This window comes from Streptacidiphilus pinicola (assembly GCF_003258295.1).
Classification (GTDB): domain Bacteria; phylum Actinomycetota; class Actinomycetes; order Streptomycetales; family Streptomycetaceae; genus Streptacidiphilus; species Streptacidiphilus pinicola.
This window is the reverse complement of the sequence record NZ_QKYN01000034.1, coordinates 73,515-93,269: the sequence shown is the minus strand read 5'-3', so window position 1 is coordinate 93,269 and position 19,755 is coordinate 73,515. Positions and strand designations below refer to the sequence as shown.

Annotated in this window: 18 protein-coding genes; 5 read left to right on the top strand and 13 right to left on the bottom strand. The window is 70.8% G+C overall.

Going from position 1 to position 19,755, the window contains the following annotated elements:
- Positions 1-156: 156 nt before the first annotated feature.
- Complete coding sequence (locus DN069_RS08745; protein WP_111500284.1) at positions 157-1,068, bottom strand: proteasome assembly chaperone family protein; 912 nt, start codon at positions 1,066-1,068, stop codon at positions 157-159.
- A 455-nt stretch (positions 1,069-1,523) separates the two neighbouring features.
- Here DN069_RS08745 and DN069_RS08740 point away from each other — a divergent pair, with 455 nt between their 5' ends.
- Positions 1,524-2,213 carry a GNAT family N-acetyltransferase gene (locus DN069_RS08740; protein ID WP_111500283.1) on the top strand — a complete coding sequence of 230 codons (690 nt, stop codon included), beginning with the start codon at positions 1,524-1,526 and terminating at the stop codon, positions 2,211-2,213.
- Positions 2,214-2,275: 62 nt separating this feature from the next.
- On the opposite strand, the gene DN069_RS08735 is transcribed toward DN069_RS08740, so the two are convergent.
- The 5 genes from DN069_RS08735 to DN069_RS08715 all read right to left on the bottom strand — a co-directional run bounded on the left by DN069_RS08735 (position 2,276) and on the right by DN069_RS08715 (position 9,515).
- Positions 2,276-2,734, bottom strand: a complete 459-nt coding sequence (locus DN069_RS08735; RefSeq protein WP_111500282.1) for a hypothetical protein — start codon at positions 2,732-2,734, stop codon at positions 2,276-2,278.
- A 70-nt stretch (positions 2,735-2,804) separates the two neighbouring features.
- On the bottom strand, positions 2,805-3,776 hold the full coding sequence (locus DN069_RS08730; RefSeq protein ID WP_111500281.1) for a hypothetical protein: 972 nt from the start codon (positions 3,774-3,776) through the stop codon (positions 2,805-2,807).
- A 475-nt stretch (positions 3,777-4,251) separates the two neighbouring features.
- Positions 4,252-7,002 (bottom strand): pyruvate, phosphate dikinase, encoded by a 2,751-nt coding sequence (gene ppdK / locus DN069_RS08725; RefSeq protein ID WP_111500280.1) that lies wholly within the window; start codon positions 7,000-7,002, stop codon positions 4,252-4,254.
- A gap of 429 nt (positions 7,003-7,431) precedes the next feature.
- Positions 7,432-8,595 carry a tRNA dihydrouridine synthase DusB gene (dusB, locus tag DN069_RS08720; protein ID WP_111500279.1) on the bottom strand — a complete coding sequence of 388 codons (1,164 nt, stop codon included), beginning with the start codon at positions 8,593-8,595 and terminating at the stop codon, positions 7,432-7,434.
- A gap of 38 nt (positions 8,596-8,633) precedes the next feature.
- Entirely contained in the window at positions 8,634-9,515 is an 882-nt protein-coding gene (locus tag DN069_RS08715; protein ID WP_111500278.1) for a helix-turn-helix transcriptional regulator, read from the bottom strand.
- 78 nt (positions 9,516-9,593) lie between these two features.
- Here DN069_RS08715 and DN069_RS08710 point away from each other — a divergent pair, with 78 nt between their 5' ends.
- Positions 9,594-11,117 (top strand): MFS transporter, encoded by a 1,524-nt coding sequence (locus DN069_RS08710; RefSeq protein WP_111500277.1) that lies wholly within the window; start codon positions 9,594-9,596, stop codon positions 11,115-11,117.
- Positions 11,118-11,181: 64 nt separating this feature from the next.
- Positions 11,182-11,787: an NADAR family protein gene (locus tag DN069_RS08705; protein ID WP_111500276.1), complete on the top strand. Its 606-nt coding sequence runs from the start codon at positions 11,182-11,184 to the stop codon at positions 11,785-11,787.
- A 5-nt stretch (positions 11,788-11,792) separates the two neighbouring features.
- Here the strand turns inward: DN069_RS08705 and DN069_RS08700 are convergent, their stop codons facing one another.
- From DN069_RS08700 to DN069_RS08690, 3 genes are read right to left on the bottom strand one after another with little or no spacing between them, the layout of a single operon-like run.
- Complete coding sequence (locus DN069_RS08700; protein WP_111500275.1) at positions 11,793-12,572, bottom strand: DUF4097 family beta strand repeat-containing protein; 780 nt, start codon at positions 12,570-12,572, stop codon at positions 11,793-11,795.
- Positions 12,573-12,594: 22 nt separating this feature from the next.
- The gene (locus tag DN069_RS08695; protein ID WP_111500274.1) at positions 12,595-13,236 is read right to left on the bottom strand and encodes a response regulator transcription factor; all 642 of its coding nucleotides are present in this window, start codon (positions 13,234-13,236) and stop codon (positions 12,595-12,597) included.
- On the bottom strand, positions 13,224-14,534 hold the full coding sequence (locus DN069_RS08690; protein WP_111500273.1) for a sensor histidine kinase: 1,311 nt from the start codon (positions 14,532-14,534) through the stop codon (positions 13,224-13,226). Before DN069_RS08690 ends, DN069_RS08695 begins: the two co-directional genes overlap by 13 nt.
- Positions 14,535-14,698: 164 nt before the next feature.
- Here DN069_RS08690 and DN069_RS08685 point away from each other — a divergent pair, with 164 nt between their 5' ends.
- Positions 14,699-15,127 carry a hypothetical protein gene (locus tag DN069_RS08685; protein WP_111500272.1) on the top strand — a complete coding sequence of 143 codons (429 nt, stop codon included), beginning with the start codon at positions 14,699-14,701 and terminating at the stop codon, positions 15,125-15,127.
- A 130-nt stretch (positions 15,128-15,257) separates the two neighbouring features.
- On the opposite strand, the gene DN069_RS08680 is transcribed toward DN069_RS08685, so the two are convergent.
- Entirely contained in the window at positions 15,258-16,640 is a 1,383-nt protein-coding gene (locus tag DN069_RS08680; protein WP_111500271.1) for a glycine--tRNA ligase, read from the bottom strand.
- A 229-nt stretch (positions 16,641-16,869) separates the two neighbouring features.
- Here DN069_RS08680 and DN069_RS08675 point away from each other — a divergent pair, with 229 nt between their 5' ends.
- Complete coding sequence (locus DN069_RS08675; protein ID WP_243639019.1) at positions 16,870-17,289, top strand: Fur family transcriptional regulator; 420 nt, start codon at positions 16,870-16,872, stop codon at positions 17,287-17,289.
- 2 nt (positions 17,290-17,291) lie between these two features.
- Here the strand turns inward: DN069_RS08675 and DN069_RS08670 are convergent, their stop codons facing one another.
- The 3 genes from DN069_RS08670 to DN069_RS08660 all read right to left on the bottom strand — a co-directional run bounded on the left by DN069_RS08670 (position 17,292) and on the right by DN069_RS08660 (position 19,648).
- Positions 17,292-18,131 carry an isoprenyl transferase gene (locus tag DN069_RS08670; protein ID WP_111500296.1) on the bottom strand — a complete coding sequence of 280 codons (840 nt, stop codon included), beginning with the start codon at positions 18,129-18,131 and terminating at the stop codon, positions 17,292-17,294.
- Positions 18,132-18,171: 40 nt separating this feature from the next.
- On the bottom strand, positions 18,172-18,918 hold the full coding sequence (gene recO, locus DN069_RS08665; protein ID WP_111500269.1) for a DNA repair protein RecO: 747 nt from the start codon (positions 18,916-18,918) through the stop codon (positions 18,172-18,174).
- A 67-nt stretch (positions 18,919-18,985) separates the two neighbouring features.
- Positions 18,986-19,648: a TerB family tellurite resistance protein gene (locus DN069_RS08660; RefSeq protein WP_111500295.1), complete on the bottom strand. Its 663-nt coding sequence runs from the start codon at positions 19,646-19,648 to the stop codon at positions 18,986-18,988.
- Between the last annotated feature and the right edge of the window lie 107 nt (positions 19,649-19,755).

The window sequence follows — 19,755 nt, the reverse complement described above, 5'->3', positions numbered from 1 at the left end:
GAGATGTGTATACGAGGCCGGTTCCTGGCCGAGCAGGGCGCCACGGAGTAGAGATTTCGCTCCCGCAGTCAGTCGCAACACCTCAGGGGCGCGAGGAACTGCGCGACAGTTCCCCGCGCCCCTGAGGTGTTGCGACTGACTGCGGGAGCGAAATCTCTACTCCGTGTCGCCCTGCTCGGCCAGGAACTCCTCGAAAGCGCGGCCTAGTTCGTCCGCGGAGGGGAGGTCGACCGGTTCGGCGAGGAGGTTCTCGCGGTCGGCCGCCCCCGCCACCGCGTCGTACTGCTGCTCCAGGCCCCGGATCGCCGTCCGCAGGTCCTCGTCGCCCTCGGCGATCTGGCGGTCGATGTCCTCGCGGACCTCGTCCATCCGGTCCCGCAGCCCCGTGCCCGGCAGCACCAGCCCGGTCGCGGACTGGATCGCCTCCAGCACGGCCACCGCGGCGTGCGGGTAGGGCGTGCGCGCCAGATAGTGCGGCACGTGCGCGGCGAAGCCCAGGACGTCGTGGCCGGCCTCGTCGAGGCGGAACTCCAGCATGCCGCCGGCACTGCCCGGCACCTGCACCTGCTCGAACCAGCGGGGGTGCTGACCGATCAGGTCCTTGCGGTTGCCGTGCGGGGTCAGCCCGACCGGGCGGGTGTGCGGGACGCCCATCGGCACCCCGTGGAAGGTCACCGCGAGCCGCACGCCCAGGCGCTCGACGACCTGCCGCACGGCCGCCGCGAACCGCTCCCACTCCACGTCCGGCTCCGGGCCGGACAGCAGCAGGAAGGGGGCACCGACGGCGTCGTGCACGAGGTACAGGTCGAGCGTCGGGGCCTCGTACGTGGCCCAGTGGTCGCGGTCGAACAGCATCGTGGGGCGACGAGCGCGGTAGTCGACCAGCCGGTCGGCGTCGAAGCGGGCGACCAGCCGGCGGTCCGGGTCCTCCAGCAACTCCGCGACGATCTGCTCGCCGGTCTCCCCGGCGTCCATGAAGCCGTCGAAGAAGTGCAGCAGGATCGAGGCGTCCGCGGCCAGCTCCTCGGCGTCCGGCTCGAACGCGTACAGCCCCTCCGGTTCCAGCACCTGGGGTCCACTCCCGTCGTCAGGCTGTCGAAACAGCTTCCAGTACCCTGGTTCCAGCATCCCGGAACCAGGGTTCATTCCCCAATTCGGAGTGCGAACCGAGGCCATGCGCCCCGGAGACACGCCGTGCACGTCGGTTTCGCGCGACTGGGGTGACTTAACCCCTCAGGCCCGGTATGGTCCTCTCGCTGCACTCCACTCTCGCCCGCGCAGGGCGCGTGGAGACTGCCGCACAACCTCTCGCAGCACTTTCTTGCAGCACCCTCGCTTCGCACCTTGCCTTCACCTGGCCGCCCGCTGTCCTTCGCGCTCTCGTTCCCGCCTCGGCCATCTTTCGGACACACACTGTCCCCCCGCTCCCCGCTACGCCGCACGGCGCACGCGATCCGTCGCCGTACCCACGGCCGGCGGGGCGCACCTTTCCCGACCCCACCCGCCGAAGGACCTAAGGCCAAGTGCCCGTACCCGTCTTCCTCTGCGGCCGCACCGTGCGGCTGGAGCCGCTCACTGAGCGCCACATCGAGGCCCTTGCCGCGGCCGCGGCAGAGGACCGAAGCAGCTATGCGTTCACGCCCGTGCCGCACGGCATCGAGGCGACGGAACGTTACGTCAGAGACGCGCTGGCCGCGCAGGCGGCGGGTCGCGCCCTCCCCTTCGTCACGGTCAGAGCGAGCGACGGCCTGGTGGTGGGGTCGACCCGGTTCACGGAGCTGGACTACTGGCAGGGCCCGGTGATCTGGCCTCCGGCCCCCCGCGGCCCCGTCGGCGACCCGCTGACGGCGATCCCCGACGCGACGGAGATCGGCGCCACGTGGCTCTCCGCGCGGGCCCAGGGCACCGGGATCAACACCGAGGCCAAGCTCCTGATGCTCCGTCACGCCTTCGAGACGTGGGGCGTGCGCCGGGTCTCCATGCGCGCGGACGCCCGCAACGGGCGCTCGCGCGCGGCGATCGAACGCCTCGGCGCGGTCCTGGAGGGCGTCCACCGCATGCACACCCGCGGCCTGGACGGCATGGTCCGCGGCACGGCCTTCTACTCCATCCTCGACGAGGAATGGCCCCTGGTCCGCTCCGGCCTCGAACAACGCGTCGCCGCGGGCCGGAGCCACCGAGTGACCGACACGAGGCCCCTCATTTCGGCGTAGCCGAACAGGGGCGCGAGGCTCCGCTGATGTGCGGCTGTTACTCGCGCCCCTGAAGAGTGCGACTACCCCTTGACGACGATGGTGACCTTCCAGGTCTTGCCGGAGGCGGCTGAGCTGGTGAGGACCGACGTGCCGTCGGTGGTGCCGTAGAACATGGCCGGGGTGACGCCGAGGGGGGCGGTCATGACGCCCGTGTTGGCCGGGGCGAGGATCGTGGCGGAGGACTGCACCGGGCGCCAGGCGTCGCCGCTCTTCGCGGCGGTGAGGAATATGTCGACCCGCTGGCCGCGGGGCAGGCAGTAGACGCCGGCCTGCTGTTCCGTGAGCTCCCCCGCCGAGTGCGGCAGCACCGGGTCCGGGAGCTTCGCGCACGCGGGCAGCGCGGTGGTCGCGGTCGTCGCCGTCGCGGAGGGAACCGCGGGAGCCGCGCTCGGCGCGGCGGACGGGGTGGACGTGCCGCCGCTGCAAGCGGTCAGCAGGGCCACGGCCGCCAGGGGCAGGATTCGCAGGGCTCGGTTCACGACAGGACTCCTCGGATGCGGCCGTAGGCCGAACCCCTCGGGGCCCGGCCTACGACGGGGTGGTGCGACGTCAGTGCTGGTTGCTCGCGCTGGTGTAGGACACCACGCAACCGCCGGCACCGCCAGAGAAGTTGTTGCTCCACAGCGACTGGACGGCGAAGTTCGCGCCGTTCAGGCTGATGATCTGCGAGGCGCCCTGGCCGCTGGAGATCCAGGCGCACTTGTCGCCCGTCTCCGCGCCCGAGCTGTCGACCCAGCCGCTGCTGGGCGCCGGGTCGGTCAGCGTCTCGGCGTACTCGTGGCCGCCGACGATGGTGATGCCCTCGTCCGCGCCGTTCACACCGGAGGAGCCGGTGCCGACGAAGTTCGCGCCGCAGCCCGAACCCGCGTCGGTGATGTAGGGCATGTTGGTGTAGGGCAGGTCCGCGCCGGAGGCGGTCGTGGTGTGGTCGTGCCAGGCACAGTAGGAGGTCTTGAAGCCCGAGGGCACCACACCGTGCGGCAGGTCGACGACGATCTGGACGTTGTCACCGGAGACGCCGAAGTGGGCCGCCGCCTTGACCGCCTCGGCGGCGATCGCGGAGGTGCTGGGGCGGCTGGGGGTCTTGCTGGAGCTGTCCAGCCAGGTGCCACCGAGGGGGCTCGACGCCGGGTGGCCGACGGGGGTGCCGGCGCCGTTGCACTGGGTGGTACCGGTGGCCACGCCCTGGCAGTACTGGGTCTGCGAGGTGAAGAACGTGTCGCCGCTGCCGTAGGCGTGCGAGAAGAAGCTCTGCTGGAGGGCGACCTCACCCGACGGGTCGTTGGTGACGCTGGAGCTGCCCCACTGGTTGCCCCAGTAGACGTAGTAGACCGTCGGCGCGGTGACGACGTTGCCGCCACCGTAGGCGAGGTTGCCGGCGGTGCTGGCGGCCGCCGTCATCGCGGCGTGCGGGTTCATGTGGTGGGGGGCGAGCTCACTGGCGCCGGCGGGGGCGGCGGCGACGAAGCCGGCGACGGCCAGCGCGGACGCGGCGCCGGCGACAAGTGCGGAACGAAGCACGGTGGTGCCCTTCTCGAACGAGGGGGAGAAGCGGAGGGCTGTGCAACGCCGCTGGCCAGGCGGCCCGTTGGTGTCACCACGTTTGGGGGTGTGCGCTTGCGTTCCGAGACGTTAGGCGATCGGACAGACAGCGTTCAAGAGTGCGACGGCAGCCTCAGAGCGAACTGAGAGGTTCCGGAATTCCCGCCTACGCGCGGAGACATGAGGGGACGTGCGAAGACGTGCGAAGACGTCCGAGGACACGCGAGGACGCCCGGAGACAACAAAAGCCCGAGCGGGGACGGACGCCGTTGTCCGTGCCCCGCTCGGGCGGGTTTCCGTCGCGGCTACTCTGCGCCGAGCTCCGCGACGGAGCAGGTGCGGGCAGCGGCCCCTCCCCCTTGCATCAACTTCCGCCTTGGTCGGGGACGGTGTGACGTCGGAGGGGCATACCTCGCGCTGGCACCCGGTGAGGTGAGGACCGGGTGAGGGTTTGTCAGCGCGAGTCGCTGCCCGCCGTCTCGATGGCGGCGCGGCCTGCCTCCAGGCGCGCCACCGGGATCCGGAAGGGCGAGCAGGACACGTAGTCCAGACCGACCTCGTGGAAGAAGTGGACCGAGTCCGGGTCACCGCCGTGCTCGCCGCAGACGCCGAGCTTGAGGTCCGGGCGGGTCTTGCGGCCCTCGATCGCGGCGTTGCGGACGAGGGCGCCCACGCCGTCGCGGTCGATGGTCTCGAACGGGGAGACCCCGAAGATGCCCTTCTCCAGGTAGGCGGTGAAGAAGCTGGCCTCGACGTCGTCGCGGCTGAAGCCCCACACCGTCTGGGTCAGGTCGTTGGTGCCGAAGGAGAAGAACTCGGCGGCCTCGGCGATCTGACCGGCGGTCACCGCGGCGCGCGGCAGCTCGATCATGGTGCCGAGCGCGATCTTCAGGTCGACCCCGGTCTTCGCGCTGACCTCGGCGAGGACCTTCTCGGCCTCGTCGCGGACGATCTCCAGCTCCTGGACGGTGCCCACCAGCGGGATCATGATCTCGGCGCGCGGGTCGCCGCCCGCGAGCTTGCGCTCGGCCGCGGCCTCGGCGATCGCCCGGACCTGCATGGCGAACAGGCCGGGGATGACCAGGCCGAGGCGGACGCCGCGCAGACCCAGCATCGGGTTCTGCTCGTGCAGGCGGTGGACCGCCTGCAGCAGGCGCAGGTCGTTCTCGTTCGGGTCCTTGCGGGCCTCGGCGAGGGCGACGCGCACCGACAGCTCGGTGATGTCGGGCAGGAACTCGTGCAGCGGCGGGTCCAGCAGGCGGACCGTGACCGGCAGGCCGTCCATGGCCGTGAAGAGCTCGACGAAGTCGGTCTTCTGCAGCGGGAGCAGCACGGAGAGCGCGGCCTCGCGGTCGGCGTCGTTGTCGGCGAGGATCAGCCGCTCGACCTCCTTGCGGCGCTCCTCGCCGAGGAACATGTGCTCGGTGCGGCACAGTCCGATGCCCTGGGCGCCGTAGCGGCGGGCGCGGCTCGCGTCCTCGGCGTTGTCGGCGTTGGCGCGCACCCGCAGCCGGCGGGCCGAGTCGGCGTGGGCGATGATCCGGTGGACCGCCTTGACCAGGCCGCCCTCCTCGTCGGCGCCGGCGTGCAGGGTCCCCTCGAAGTACTCGACGACGGGGCTCGGTACGACCGGTACCTCGCCGAGGTAGACCTTGCCGGTGGAGCCGTCGATCGAGATGAGGTCGCCCTCCTCGATCACCCGGCCGTCGGCGGTGGTGAACCGGCGCTTCTTGGTGTCGACCTCGAGCTCCTCGGCGCCGCAGACACAGGTCTTGCCCATGCCGCGGGCGACGACGGCGGCGTGCGAGGTCTTGCCGCCACGCGAGGTGAGGATGCCCTGGGCGGCGATCATGCCGTCGAGGTCGTCCGGGTTGGTCTCGCGGCGGACGAGGATGACCTTCTCGCCGGAGCGGGACCACTTGACGGCGGTGTAGGAGTCGAAGACCGCCTTGCCGACCGCGGCGCCGGGCGAGGCCGCGATGCCCCGGCCGATCTTCTCCGCCTTGGTGTTCTCGTCGAAGCGCGGGAACATCAGCTGCGCCAGCTGCGCGCCGTTGACGCGGTGCAGCGCCTCGTCGAGGTCGATCAGGCCCTGGTCGACCAGCTGGACGGCGATGCGGAAGGCCGCGGCCGCGGTGCGCTTGCCGACGCGGGTCTGCAGCATCCAGAGCTTGCCGCGCTCGATGGTGAACTCGATGTCGCACAGGTCCCGGTAGTGGTTCTCCAGGGTCTGCATGATCGTCATGAGCTCGTCGTAGGACTTCTTGTCCAGCTGCTCGAGCTCGGCCAGCGGCAGGGCGTTGCGGATGCCGGCGACGACGTCCTCGCCCTGCGCGTTGGACAGGTAGTCGCCGTAGACGCCCTGGTGGCCGGAGGCGGGGTCACGGGTGAAGGCGACGCCGGTGCCGGAGTCCTCGCCGAGGTTGCCGAAGACCATGGAGCAGACGTTGACCGCGGTGGCCAGGTCGTGCGGGATGCGCTCCTGACGGCGGTACAGCTTGGCGCGGTCGCTGTTCCAGGAGTCGAAGACGGCGTGGACGGCGAGGTCCAGCTGCTCGCGCGGGTCCTGCGGGAAGTCGCGGCCGGCGTGGTCCTTGACGATCTTCTTGAACGTCTTGACCAGGCCCTTGAGGTCCGCGGCGTCGAGGTCCAGGTCGTTGACCGTGCCCTTGGCGCGCTTGACCTCCTCGAGGGCCTCCTCGAAGAGCTCGCCCTCGACGCCCAGCACGGTCTTGCCGAACATCTGGACCAGACGGCGGTAGGAGTCCCAGGCGAAGCGCTCGTTGCCGGACTGCTTGACCAGGCCCTTGACCGAGGCGTCGGACAGGCCGATGTTGAGAACCGTGTCCATCATGCCGGGCATGGAGAACTTGGCGCCGGAGCGCACCGAGACCAGCAGCGGGTCGGAGGCGGCGCCGAGCTTCTTGCCCATGGTCTTCTCGAGGGCGGCGAGGTGCGCACTGACCTCGTCGCGCAGGGAGGCCGGCTCACTGCCGGTCTCCAGGTAGACCTTGCAGGCCTCGGTGGTGATGGTGAATCCCGGAGGGACGGGGAGACCGAGGTTGGTCATCTCGGCCAGGTTCGCTCCCTTGCCGCCGAGAAGGTCCTTGAGGTCCTTGTTGCCTTCAGTGAAGTCGAAGACGAACTTGTCCTGAGTGGCCACGAGCCTCTCCTGCCGCGCGGTTGCCCTGATGCCGGAGAACATACCCAGATCGAAGGCACTTGGCTGCCCCAGATAGGCCGTCAGCGGCCGGTACCGACCGGTAACCCGTGAGATCGAAAGCCCGGAATCGGCCTTAGCCTGCGAAAGTAAAATCGTCGCCCTGACGCTAGCGATCCTTCATCAGTTGAACCCAGGGAAACCCCGATCTCACACGAGCGCAACCGGACGACCACGGATGGCAACGATCAGATGTCCTTGGCTTGATCCTTTGGAGGCACGCGCCCGTCGCCGCGTTCGGACTCGTTCGGGAAGCGTTTCACACCCCGTCCCACCTGCGGTTTTACGTCCATCTGACGCAAAGTGACGACGAATGTGGCCGGAGTCACGCGCCGATGGGGCGTCTGTCTCACTCCTCGTACGTAGCCCGTCTCACCATGTGTCGCCTGGTGTCCACACTCCGTTAGGCCAAGCTCAGCCCCCGGAGGTGTCCAGCTCCGCGTCGGCGGAGGGAACCGCGCAGTCGTAGGGGTCGTCGAGCCAGCCCTCGGGCAGGACGACGCGGTGCGCGCCGGAGGTGCGGCCGCGCGGGCCGTCGGCCGAGACGGGCCAGGGCTGCTCCTGGTCGACCTGGGCGAGCAGCTCCTCCAGCTCGGCCAGCGAGGAGGCGGTGGCCAGGCCGTTGCGCAGCTCCGAGCCGACCGAGAAGCCCTTGGTGTACCAGGCGACGTGCTTGCGGAAGTCGATGACGCCGCGCTTCTCGTCCCCGATCCACTCCCCCAGCAGCTCCGCGTGGCGGATCATCGTCGTCGCGACGTAGCCGAAGTCGGGGCGGGCGTAGTCGACCGTGCCCTCGAAGACCGAGACCAGCTCCTTGAACAGCCACGGGCGGCCCAGGCAGCCGCGGCCGACGACCACGCCGTCGCAGCCGGTCTCGCGGACCATGCGGGCGGCGTCGTCCGCGGACCAGATGTCGCCGTTGCCCAGCACCGGCACGTGGGCCGGGACGGCCTCGCGCAGGCGGGCGATGGCGGACCAGTCGGCCTCGCCGCTGTAGTGCTGGATGGCGGTGCGCCCGTGCAGCGCGATCGCGGCCACGCCCTCCTCGGCCCCGATCCGGCCGGCGTCGAGGTAGGTGATGTGGTCCGCGTCGATGCCGACCCGCATCTTCATGGTCACCGGCAGGTCGCCGGCGTTGGCGACGGCCTGGCGCAGGATGTCGCGCAGCAGGTTGCGCTTGTAGGGCAGGGCCGAGCCGCCGCCCTTGCGGGTGACCTTGGGGACCGGGCAGCCGAAGTTCAGGTCGATGTGGTCGGCCAGGTCCTCGTCGGCGATCATCTTCGCCGCGCGGCCGACGGTCTCCGGGTCCACACCGTAGAGCTGGATGGAGCGCGGCTGCTCGCTCGGGTCGAAGTGGATCAGGTTCATGGTCTTGGCGTTGCGCTCGACCAGGGCCCGGGTCGTGATCATCTCCGAGACGAAGAGGCCCTTGCCCCCGCTCTGCTCCCGGCACAGGGTGCGGAACGGCGCGTTGGTGATCCCGGCCATCGGCGCCAGCACGACGGGCGGCCACACGGTCAGCGCTGAGCCGAGACGCAGCGGCGCGGCGGTGACGGCATCGGGCGCGGGCGTGGTCATCCGGAGGTCCTTCGGTCGGGCGGCGACAGGCAGAACCTCTATTGTCCCATTGCCGCCAGCTGCTCCACGCGGGCCTTGGTCACCGGGTCGGCCGGGATGTAGGTGATCATGCGGTAGCCGGGGCGCGGACCGAGCCAGAGGTTGGTGTACTCAAAGTTCAGCAGGCCCACCGCGCTGTTGAGGAAACGCTTGGTCCCCTCGGAGGTGCCGGTGACGTCGTGCTGCTCCCACGCCTCGGCGAACTCGGGCGAGGCCAGCAGCAGCCGCTTCAGCAGCGACTTGTAGCCCGGCTCGGCCACGTGCTCGGCCAGGGCGACGCGGAACTTCGCGGTCATGTGGCGCGCGGCCACGTCCCAGTCGACGAGCAGCTCGCGCCAGGCCGGATCGGTGAAGGCCAGCCACATCAGGTTGCGCTGCTCCGGCTCGAACCGCTCCAGGCCGCCGCAGAGCCGGGAGTAGACGTCGTTGAACCCGATGATGTCGAAGCGGGCGTTGAGCACCACCGCGGGCATCGGCGAGAGCTGGTCCAGCACGGCGCGGACCGGCGGGGTGACCACCGGGCACTCCCTGGGCGAGCCGATCGGGTCGGCGGCGCCGGCGAGCGCGAACAGGTGCTGCCGCTCCACCTGGTTCAGCAGCAGGCCGCGGGCGATCGCGTCGAGGACCTGCGCGGAGACCTGGATGTCGCGGGCCTGCTCCAGCCACGTGTACCAGGTGACCCCGACCGCGGCGAGCTGTGCGACCTCCTCGCGGCGCAGCCCCGGTGTGCGGCGGCGGCCGATGCTGGGCAGGCCGACCTGCTCCGGCGAGATGCGCTCGCGGCGGCTGCGCAGGAACGCGGCGAGTTCGCGGCGGCGCAGGTCTCCGGGCTTGCCGACGGGTGCGACGAGTTCGAGGCTGGACGCGGGTGCGGTGGTCATGTATTCCAGGATGCAACCGATTCGATCCCGTTGCCAGGTAGTCCCAGTACCAGGATAACCAGACACTGGTACCAGGTTATGGAGCGGCGGACAGTAGTGGTCGTGACGATCCACACCACCCCTCAGCAGACCCCCCGGACACTCACCCGGGCGAACGTGCTGCCGCGCGTCTCACGCATCGCCGGCGGCCCGGCTCCGGCTCCCGTCCGCACCTCCGCTCCCGGCCGGCTCAGCACCCTGGGCCTGGTCACCGTCCTGCTCGGCGCCTTCCTGCCGATGCTGGACTTCTTCATCGTCAACGTCGCCCTGCCCACCATCGACAAGGACCTGTCGGCGGGCCCGGCCACGCTCGAACTCTTCGTCGCCGGCTACGGCATCGCCTACGCGGTGCTGCTGGTGCTCGGCGGTCGCCTCGGCGACCTCTACGGACGCAAGAAGCTCTTCGTCGCCGGGGCGCTGCTCTTCGGCCTCACCTCCGCGGCCTGCGGCTTCGCGCCCACCGCGCTGGCGCTGGTCGTCGCCCGCGTCGCCCAGGGCGCCTCGGCCGCGCTGATGCTGCCGCAGGCGCTGGCCACCATCCAGGCCGCGACCGAGGGCGAGCGCCGGGCCAAGGCCATGGGCGTCTACGGCGCCGTCGGCGGCATCGCCGTCGTCATCGGCCAGGTGCTGGGCGGCGTGCTGCTCTCCGCCAACCTCTTCGGCACCGGCTGGCGGTTCATCTTCCTGGTCAACGTGCCGGTCGCGGTCGTGGCCGTGCTGCTCGCGCTGCGCACCGTCCCCGAGACCCGCTCCGCCAACCCCGCTCGCGTCGACGTCCCCGGCACGGTGCTGCTGGCCGGTGCGCTGCTGGCGCTGCTGGTCCCGCTGATGGAGGGCCGCTCGCTGGGCTGGCCGGTGTGGACCTGGGTGCTGCTCGCTCTCTTCCCCTTCCTGCTCACCGCTTTCGTGCTGGTCGAGCGGCGTGGTGAGCGCAACGGGCAGGTGCCGCTGGTGCCGATCTCGCTGCTGAAGCTGCGCGGGCTGAAGGTCGGTCTGACCATGGCCGTGCCGTTCTTCGCCGGGTTCGGCGGCTTCATGATGGTGATGGCCGTCGCGCTCCAGGTCGGCCTGCACGAGGGCCCGATCGCCTCCGGCTTCGCGATGGTGCCCATGGCCGCCGGCTTCTTCGCCGCCTCGCTCGCCGGCCCGCGGCTGCTGGCCCGCTTCGGCTCGAAGGTCATCGTGACCGGCGCGGTCATCCAGGCCCTCGGCCTCGGCACCCTGGCACTGACGGTGGCCAACGACTGGTCCGGCATCAACACGTGGGGGCTGCTGCCCGGCATGGTGATCGCCGGCACTGGCCAGGGCCTGGTCATGCCGCCGCTCATCCGCCTGGTGCTGAGCCAGATCCCGGTCGAGCGGGCGGGCGTCGGCGGCGGCATCCTCGCCACCACCCAGCAGTCCTCGCTGGCCCTGGGCGTCGCCACCCTCGGCACGCTGTTCCTCTCGCTCTCCCCCTCCATGGGCATGCGGGACGCGCTGACCCTGGTGCTGGTCCTGCAGTTCGCGGCGACCTTCCTGGTCATCGCCCTCTCCACGCGCCTGCCGCGCAAGGTCGGGTGAGGAACGGTGAGGGCTGTGGATAACGCGTGGCGGGTTGTCAGTGCCGACTGCCAGGATCGCGGGCATGACGCAGAACGACATCACCACCCACGAACACCCGGCGGGAGCCCACCCGTCTGAGGCTCGCAGCCGGGAGGAGCTGGCCGCCCTCGTGACGGCCGGCGCCCATCCCAAGTGGCTGATGTTCTGGGGGCATCAGCCGCAGAAGGACGGGACGGTCGGTCAGGGCTCGCTGAGCCAGTGGTGGCCCTGCCGGTTCACGGTCGACGGCGTCGAGTACGCGAGCGCCGAGCACTGGATGATGGCGGCCAAGGCCCGGCTCTTCGGTGACGACGCGTCGGTCCCGGCGATACTCGCGGCCCGCACCCCCGCCGAGGCGAAGGCGCTGGGCCGCAAGGTCGCCAGCTTCGACGAGCAGCGCTGGGCCGAGTCCCGGTTCGAGCTGGTGGTCCGGGGCAACGTGGCCAAGTTCGGCCAGGACCCGGAGCTGCGCCGGTACCTGCTCGGCACCGGGCAGCGCGTGCTGGTCGAGGCCAGCCCGCTCGACCGGGTCTGGGGCATCGGTCTCGGCGCAGCGAACGAGGCCGCCTCCGACCCGCAGCGCTGGCGCGGCCTCAACCTCCTGGGCTTCGCGCTGATGGAGGCCCGCGAGCGGCTGGCCGCCGAGTAGTCCGGCTACCGGTAGTGCACCTCGGCCTGGCCGCTCGTCACGGACACGGCGATCGTGCCGGGCGCCGAGAAGGAGGACAGGCCCGGGGCGACGTCGCTCTCGCCACTGGTGACGGACGCGTTCACCCGGTACTGGGTGCCGGACGGCACGGCGACCGAGACCTGCCCCGAGGTCGCGCCGGCCGTGACGGTGGTGGGCGGCGCAGCGAAGCCGAGATCCACCTCGCCCGAGCCGGCGACGGCGTTCACCTTGTCGCTCTGCAGGTCGGTCCCGGAGATCTGGCCGGACCCCACCCGGATGTCGAGCGGGCCGCTCGCGCGGTTCAGGTCGACCTCACCCGAGCCGAACTGTGCGGTGACCGGGCCGGCCATGGCCGTGACGCTCAGCTGCCCGGAGCCTCCGGTGGAGACGACCTCGGCCGTCGCCGGCACGGTGATGTCCAGCTGCACCGCGCACTTGTCGGCGAGGAACCTGGCCCCCTCGCAGCTCGCGTCGACGTTCAGGGTGCCGCTGCTCGGGTCGAACTTCAGGACCACCGTCGGCTTGGTGAAGACCCACTGCATCGTCTGGGTCACCCGCGCCGTCCCCCCGTTCGCGGGATGCACCTGCACCTTCGCCGGCCCGGTGTTCAACTGCACCGACTTGATCTGTGCGGCGGTGTAGCTGTCGGTGTGCGTCGACTGCTGCTGCAGCATCCAGGTCAGCATCGTCCCCGCCGAGAGCGTCGCCGCCACCACGATGACGAGCGCCGACAGGACCCACCAGATCCTCTTCTGCCGTGCCATTTCATCCCTCCCAGTGTTCGTGTCACGCGTCGAGGAAGCGCAGCACCGCCATGACGCGGCGGTGCTCGCCCTCCGTCGGCGGCAGGTCGAGCTTCATGAAAATGCTGTTGATGTGCTTGGCCACCGCACTCTCGCTGACCACGAGTTCGCGGGCGATCGCCGCGTTGGAGCGGCCCTCCGCCATCCGGCCGAGCACCTCCCGCTCGCGCGGGGTGAGCTGGTCCAGCGGGCCGCTCTGCCGGCGCAGCAGCAGCTGCGAGACGACCTCGGGGTCCAGCGCGGTGCCACCGGCGGCGACGCGTTCCAGCGCGTCGAGGAAGTCGTCGACGTTGGCCACCCGCTCCTTGAGCAGGTAGCCCACCCCCCGGTTGTCACCGGTCAGCAGGTCCGCGGCGTAGCGCTCCTCGACGTACTGGGAGAGCAGCAGCACCGCGATCGACGGCCACTGGCGACGGATCAGCAAGGCGGCGCGCACGCCCTCGTCGGTGAAGCCGGGCGGCATCCGCACGTCCGTCACCACGACGTCCGGCTGGTGCTCGTCGACGGCGGCGAGGAGCTCCTCGGCGTCGTTGACCGCTGCGACGACGGTGTAGCCGACGGCCTCCAGTACCTTGACCAGTCCCACCCGCAGCAGGACGGAGTCCTCGGCGATTACAGCGCGCACGGCAGCTCCACATGAAGAGTCGTCGGTCCCCCGAGGGGGCTGGTGATCTGCAGCGTTCCGTCCACGGACGCCGCTCGCTGGCGCAGGCCCACAAGTCCGCTGCCGTTGACCGGGTCGGCGCCGCCGACCCCGTCGTCGGTCACCCTGATGACCAGGACCGGACCGTTCGCGCCCGGCCGCTCGTCCACGGCGATCTCCGCGCGTGAGGCGCGGGCGTGCTTCGCGATGTTGGCCAGCGCCTCGGAGACCACGAAGTACGCCACCGCCTCGACCGCCGGCGCGGCCCGCCGGTCCAGCCGCACCTGCAGCCGGACCGGCAGCGGCGCGCGGGCCGCGATCCCGGACAGGGCCGCGTCCAGGCCGCGGTCCTCCAGGACCACCGGGTGCAGGCCCCGCACCAGGTCGCGCAGTTCGGAGATGGCGGACTGGGCCTCGGTGTGCGCCTCGTCGATGACCACCATCGCCCGCGCGGCCTGCTCCTCGGGTGGCAGGTTCTTCAGCGTGCGCTTGGCCAGCCCGAGGTTCATCGCCAGCGACACCAGCCGCTGCTGGGCTCCGTCGTGCAGGTCCCGCTCGATCCGGCGGCGCTCGGCGTCCGCGGCGTCGACGACCTCGGCGCGGCTCTCCGCCAGGTTCTCGACGCGCCGCGTCAACTCCGCCAGCTCGCGGGCCCGGTTGGGCCCGAGCAGGCCGGCCGCCGCGCGGGTGTCCAGCATCCGCCCGAGCAGCACGATCCAGGGCGCGAGCACGAGGGCGAGCGAGCCCAGCACGATCAGCCAGGTGATGCCGTGGTGGTTGATCCCGAACGCGAGCGTGGCGGGCAGGTCGGGCCTGGTGCCCGGAGCGGCGGGCGGGGGCGCCCCGCCCGTCGCGTCGTTGCCCGGCACCGCCCAGTACCAGGCCGGCAGACTCACCAGCACCAGTCCGCAGACGATCACGAAGACGGTGCCCAGCGCGTACAGCGCCATCACGGTGTTCACCACGACGTGGTAGAGAACTTGCCGCCAGGTCGTCTCGGCGGTGAGCGCGCGCCAACGCGGCCGCACCTGCGGGACGGCCGGGATCTCCAGCCCCAGGAGCGAACGGAAACGACTGCGGTGAATCCTCGTCAGCACCGGGGTCAGCAGCAACGGCAGCAGTACCGGCGCGAGCACGAACGGCGCCGCGCCCGGCCAGGCCAGCACGACGACCGCCGAGAGGTTCGCCGTCGGCACGGCCGAGGCGAGGAAGACGAGGTCGCGCAGACCCTGCCGCCCGTAAGGGGCGAGGACTGCGCGGACCGCACGGGAGAAGCGCATGCGCCCAGGCTAGAGGCTGAATGATCACCGCTGCCATGAACCCTGAGACCGTCTCAGGGTGTACCTGGCACCACCCCCGGGACGGCGACTGGCGCTACTGCCTTCCACAGGAAGGTCCGGAAGGCTTGGATACGCAGGGCGGACCAAGAAGGTGGGAGGGAACGGTGAACGACACCGGGCTGGGCGAACCGAGCGCGCTGGACCTGGAGTTCCGCGGGCTCCCGCTACTGGACTCCCCCTGGTCCGTGCGCTTCGCCCGCGGCACGCGGGACCGCCGCGCGCTGGAGGTCTACAACAACGGCCTGCTGCTGGACGTGATGGTCGAAACGGCCCTCGCCACCCAGCTGCTGCGCGGCGCGCGCCGCGGCTGCCGCGACGGCCGCCACAGCGTCCTCGCCTGGGGCCACGTCTGCGCGGACGGCACCGCCCCGTCCCTGACCCTCGGCCGCGCCGGCACCCCACTGCTCGGCGCGATCACCACCCCGGGCGGCTTCTGGCTCGCCCTCACCGACGGCGACGCCGATCGTGTGCTGGCGCACGCCCCCGACGGCACACACGCCAAGCTCCGAGTACGGGCGGGTTGGTCGCGGTAGCGACTTGAGGGGCGCGGGGAACTGCGCGACACGCCACCCGCGTGCGGATGGTCGCCCATGAACAGGGCCATACGCACAGGGTGGTTGCTCGCGCAGTTCCCCGCGCCCCTGGATAGTGCAGCTACAGCTCTCAGCAGCCGATGAGCTTCGGGGCCAGGAACTGGGTGACCTGGTCGAGCGAGACGCGCGTCTGCTCCATGGTGTCGCGGTCGCGGATCGTCACCGCGTTGTCCTCGAGGGTGTCGAAGTCGACGGTGATGCAGAACGGCGTGCCGATCTCGTCCTGGCGGCGGTAACGGCGCCCGATCGCGCCCGCGTCGTCGAACTCGACGTTCCAGAACTGGCGCAGGTCCGCGGCCAGGCCACGGGCCTTCGGGGAGAGGTCGGCGTTGCGGGACAGCGGCAGGACCGCGACCTTGACGGGAGCGAGCCGCGGGTCGAGGCGCATGACGACGCGCTTCTCCATGACGCCCTTGGCGTTCGGCGCCTCGTCCTCGCGGTAGGCGTCCAGCATGAAGGCGAGCATGGCGCGGTTGACACCGGCGGCCGGCTCGATGACGTAGGGGTACCAGCGCTCGCCGGACTCCTGGTCGAAGTACTTGAGGTCGACGCCGGAGGCCTCGCTGTGCGAGGCGAGGTCGTAGTCGGTGCGGTTGGCGATGCCCTCCAGCTCACCGAACTCGTTGCCGCCGAAGTTGAAGCGGTACTCGATGTCCACCGTGCGCTTGGCGTAGTGGGAGAGCTTCTCCTTCGGGTGCTCGAAGAAGCGGATGTTCTCCTCGCGGATGCCGAGGTTGCGGTACCAGTCCCAGCGCTCCTGCAGCCAGTACTCGTGCCACTTCTCGTCCTCGCCCGGCTTGACGAAGAACTCCATCTCCATCTGCTCGAACTCACGCGTACGGAAGATGAAGTTGCCCGGCGTGATCTCGTTGCGGAAGCTCTTGCCGGTCTGGGCGATGCCGAACGGCGGCTTCTTGCGCGAGGTGGTCTGCACCGCGGCGAAGTTGATGAAGATGCCCTGCGCCGTCTCCGGGCGGAGGTACGCCAGGCCGGAGGCGTCCTCGGTCACGCCCAGGTGGGTCTTGAGCATGCCGGAGAACTGCTTGGGCTCGGTGAACTGACCCTTGGTGCCGCAGTTGGGGCAGTTGACGTCCGCCAGGCCGTTCGCCGGGAGCCGGCCGTGCTTGGCCTCGTACGCCTCTTCCAGGTGGTCCGCGCGGTAGCGCTTGTGGCAGGAGGTGCACTCGGTCAGCGGGTCGTTGAAGGTGGCGACGTGGCCGGACGCCTCCCACACCTCACGCGCCAGGATGACCGAGGAGTCCAGACCCACCACGTCCTCGCGGCCGGTGACCATCGCACGCCACCACTGGCGCTTGATGTTCTCCTTGAGCTCCACACCGAGCGGTCCGTAGTCCCAGGCGGCGCGCTGTCCACCGTAGATCTCACTGCAGGGGTAGACGAAGCCACGGCGCTTGCTCAGGCTGACGATGGTGTCGATCTTGTCGGCGGCCACAGTGCTCTCTTCAGGTACGACGAAGCGGTCAAGGATGGATTTCCATGCACGCGGATACCAAAGGCTACCGGGCGGCGCGGGGGACGTTTCAAATCCGTGGTATCTTGAAAATCGTTTTCATATGAACGCCACCGTACCAGTCCGTTCCCGTACGACCACGGACTGGCACAATTGCCCGGAAGGGCCTCGCGTCCACCCCCGAGAACACCCGAGAACCGCAGGAGAGCCGGTGACCCCCGCGAACCAGTCGTCCCCCGCCAGGTCGACCCGTCAGCGCACCGCCGTCGCCTCCCTGCTCGCGGAGGTCGACGACTTCCGCAGCGCGCAGGAGCTGCACGACCTGCTCAAGCACCGCGGCGACTCGGTGGGCCTGACCACGGTCTACCGCACGCTGCAGTCGCTGGCCGACGCCGGCGAGATCGACGTGCTGCGCACCGACGACGGCGAGGCCGTCTACCGCCGGTGCAGCAGCGGTCACCACCACCACCTGGTCTGCCGCTCCTGCGGCCGGACCGTCGAGGTGGAGGGTCCGGCCGTGGAGCGCTGGGCCGAGGGCGTCGCCCGCGACCACGGCTTCGTCGACGTCGCGCACACCCTGGAGATCTTCGGCACCTGCGCGGGCTGCGCCGCGCAGGCTCGACAGGGCTGAGCTCAGGAGGTCCGGACGGGCCCCGGCTGGGTCGGCACCTCGTTCGGCAGGGCCCCGCCGTAGCGGCGGTCGCGCATGGCGTACTCCTCGCAGGCCCGCCACAGGTCGCGCCGGTCGAAGTCCGGCCAGAGCACGTCCTGGAACACCATCTCGGCGTACGCGGACTGCCAGAGCAGGAAGTTCGAGGTGCGCTGCTCGCCGCTCGGGCGGATGAACAGGTCCACGTCCGGCATGTCCCGGTGGTACATGTACTTGGCGAAGGTCTTCTCGTTGACCTTGGCCGGGTCCAGCCGGCCCTCGGCCACGTCCTTGGCCAGCGCCGCCGCCGCGTCGGCGATCTCGGCGCGGCCGCCGTAGTTGACGCACATGTACAGCGTCATGGCGTCGTTGTCGCGGGTCATCTCCTCGGCGACCTGAAGCTCCTGGACCACGGACTTCCACAGCCTGGGCATACGACCCGCCCAGCGGATCCGGATGCCCATGTCGTTCATCTCGTCGCGGCGGCGGTGGATGACGTCGCGGTTGAAGTTCATCAGGAAGCGGACCTCGTCGGGCGAGCGCTTCCAGTTCTCGGTGGAGAAGGCGTAGAGCGAGAGGTTCTTTACGCCCAGCTCCAGGCAGCCCTTGAGCACGTCGAGCACGACGGACTCGCCGACCTTGTGCCCCTCCGTGCGCGGCAGGCCGCGCTCCTTCGCCCAGCGGCCGTTGCCGTCCATGACGATGGCGACGTGCTGCGGGACCAGCTCACCGGGGAGCTTCGGCGGCTGCGCGCCGCTCGGGTGCGGGGTGGGCGGGAGGTACTCCCGGGTCCGCTTGCTGCCGAAGAGTCCGCGCCGTGCCACAGCCATGTGCCCTACTTCTTCTCTAGCGTCGAGACGTGTGTCAGTGGGCCACGTACCGCAGCGAACGCAGCCCGCGTTCCAGGTGCCACTGGACGTAGGCGGCGACCAGCCCGCTGCCTTCGCGGCGGTGCCGCGGCTCGCAGGCGTCCGCGGTCTCCCAGTCGCCGGAGAGCAGGGCCCCCAGCAGCTCCAGTGTCTCAGGGGAGGGTACGACACTCCCGGGCACCCGGCAGTCCCCGCAGAGGGCTCCGCCGGTCTGCACCGAGAAGAACCGGTTCGGCCCCGGCAGCCCGCAGGCCGCGCACGCCCCGAAGGACGGCGCATAGCCGTTGACCGCCAGGGAGCGCAGCAGGAACGCGTCGAGCACCAGGTGCGGTTCGTGCTCGCCCGCGGCGAGGGTGCGCAGCGCGCCGACGAGCAGCAGGTACTGCTGGACGGCCGGCTCGCCCTCGTTCTCGGTGAACCGTTCGGCGGTCTCCAGCATGGCCGAGGCCGCGGTCCAGCGGTCGTAGTCGGTCGCTATCCGCCCGCCGTACGGGGAGATCGTCTCGACCTGCGTGCACAGCGCGAGATGCCGCCCGACGATCTCGTCACCGCGGCAGAAGAACTGCACGTCCACGTGCGAGCAGGGCTCCAGCCGCGCGCCGAACTTCGACTTGGTCTTGCGCACCCCGCGCGCGACCGCGCGGACCCGGCCGTGCTGCCGGGTCAGGATGGTGATGATCCGGTCCGCCTCGCCCAGCTTCTGGGTGCGCAGCACCACCCCGTCGTCCCGGATCAGACTCATGGGTCCATTCTGACCCGTACGGCACCGTGATCGTGACGTCGGGCCGGAAACCGGTCGGGCGGACCGGTCAGGGGCGCAGGGTGCGCGCCGCGGCCGCAAGGGTCGCGTCGGTCTCCTCGCCGCTGAAGCCGAGGCACTGCCCGACGGCCCGCAGCACCGACCGCTCGGCGGGCCGGTAGGGCCCGTCGGCCAGCGCGATCAGCGCGCCCTGCGTCAGCAGGCGGGCCAGGCCCGGCCCGAGCAGGTGCGGCGCGAGTGGCTCGATCGCGGTGTGCAGCTCGACGACGAGGGCGCTGCCACAGCCGCAGACGTCCGCCAGCGGGTCCTCCTCCTCGGTGCAGGCTGCGAGGTCGGCCAGCAGCCCAGGCTCGTCGAGGTCGGCGTACCCGGCCTCGCGCAGCGCCGTGATCGCACTCTCCTTCACCGCGGGCGCGGCCCCCGGCCCACCGGACGCGGCGAACACCGCGAGCGTGACCGCGTGCTGGGCGTTCCTGAGCATGGCCAGGAGCTGGCCGGAGGTGGGACGGGCCAGCGCGTCCGTCCCGTAGCGGTGCCGGCACGAGGTGCACTGCAGCGTCGCCGCGGTGCGCCGCAGCGGGAGCAGCGGGATCCCCGCGACCCGGAGCCAGTTGCGGCCGCGCTGTCTGCGGTAGTTGCGGTCGCCACCGCAGGCGAGGCAGTAGAACTCCCCGAGCAGCTCGGTGTGCCACCGGGCTGAGACAGCGACCACGTGCGCCACGTTGCGCTCCCGACTCCGTCGTCAGCCGGCAAGGCCCCGTCGCCGTCCGGCTGACCCTTGATGCTGCCACGCGGATGACGACCTGTCAGCACCCCCGG

Bases quoted from the DNA above. Each gene is read 5' to 3' on its own strand.
- DN069_RS08705 (WP_111500276.1), top strand. From the start codon at position 11,182: ATGACGCAGAACGACATCACCACCCACGAACACCCGGCGGGAGCCCAC.
- ppdK (WP_111500280.1), bottom strand. From the start codon at position 7,002: ATGTTCTCCGGCATCAGGGCAACCGCGCGGCAGGAGAGGCTCGTGGCC.
- DN069_RS08690 (WP_111500273.1), bottom strand. From the start codon at position 14,534: ATGCGCTTCTCCCGTGCGGTCCGCGCAGTCCTCGCCCCTTACGGGCGG.
- DN069_RS08700 (WP_111500275.1), bottom strand. From the start codon at position 12,572: ATGGCACGGCAGAAGAGGATCTGGTGGGTCCTGTCGGCGCTCGTCATC.
- DN069_RS08710 (WP_111500277.1), top strand. From the start codon at position 9,594: ATGGAGCGGCGGACAGTAGTGGTCGTGACGATCCACACCACCCCTCAG.
- dusB (WP_111500279.1), bottom strand. From the start codon at position 8,595: ATGACCACGCCCGCGCCCGATGCCGTCACCGCCGCGCCGCTGCGTCTC.
- DN069_RS08715 (WP_111500278.1), bottom strand. From the start codon at position 9,515: ATGACCACCGCACCCGCGTCCAGCCTCGAACTCGTCGCACCCGTCGGC.
- recO (WP_111500269.1), bottom strand. From the start codon at position 18,918: ATGAGTCTGATCCGGGACGACGGGGTGGTGCTGCGCACCCAGAAGCTG.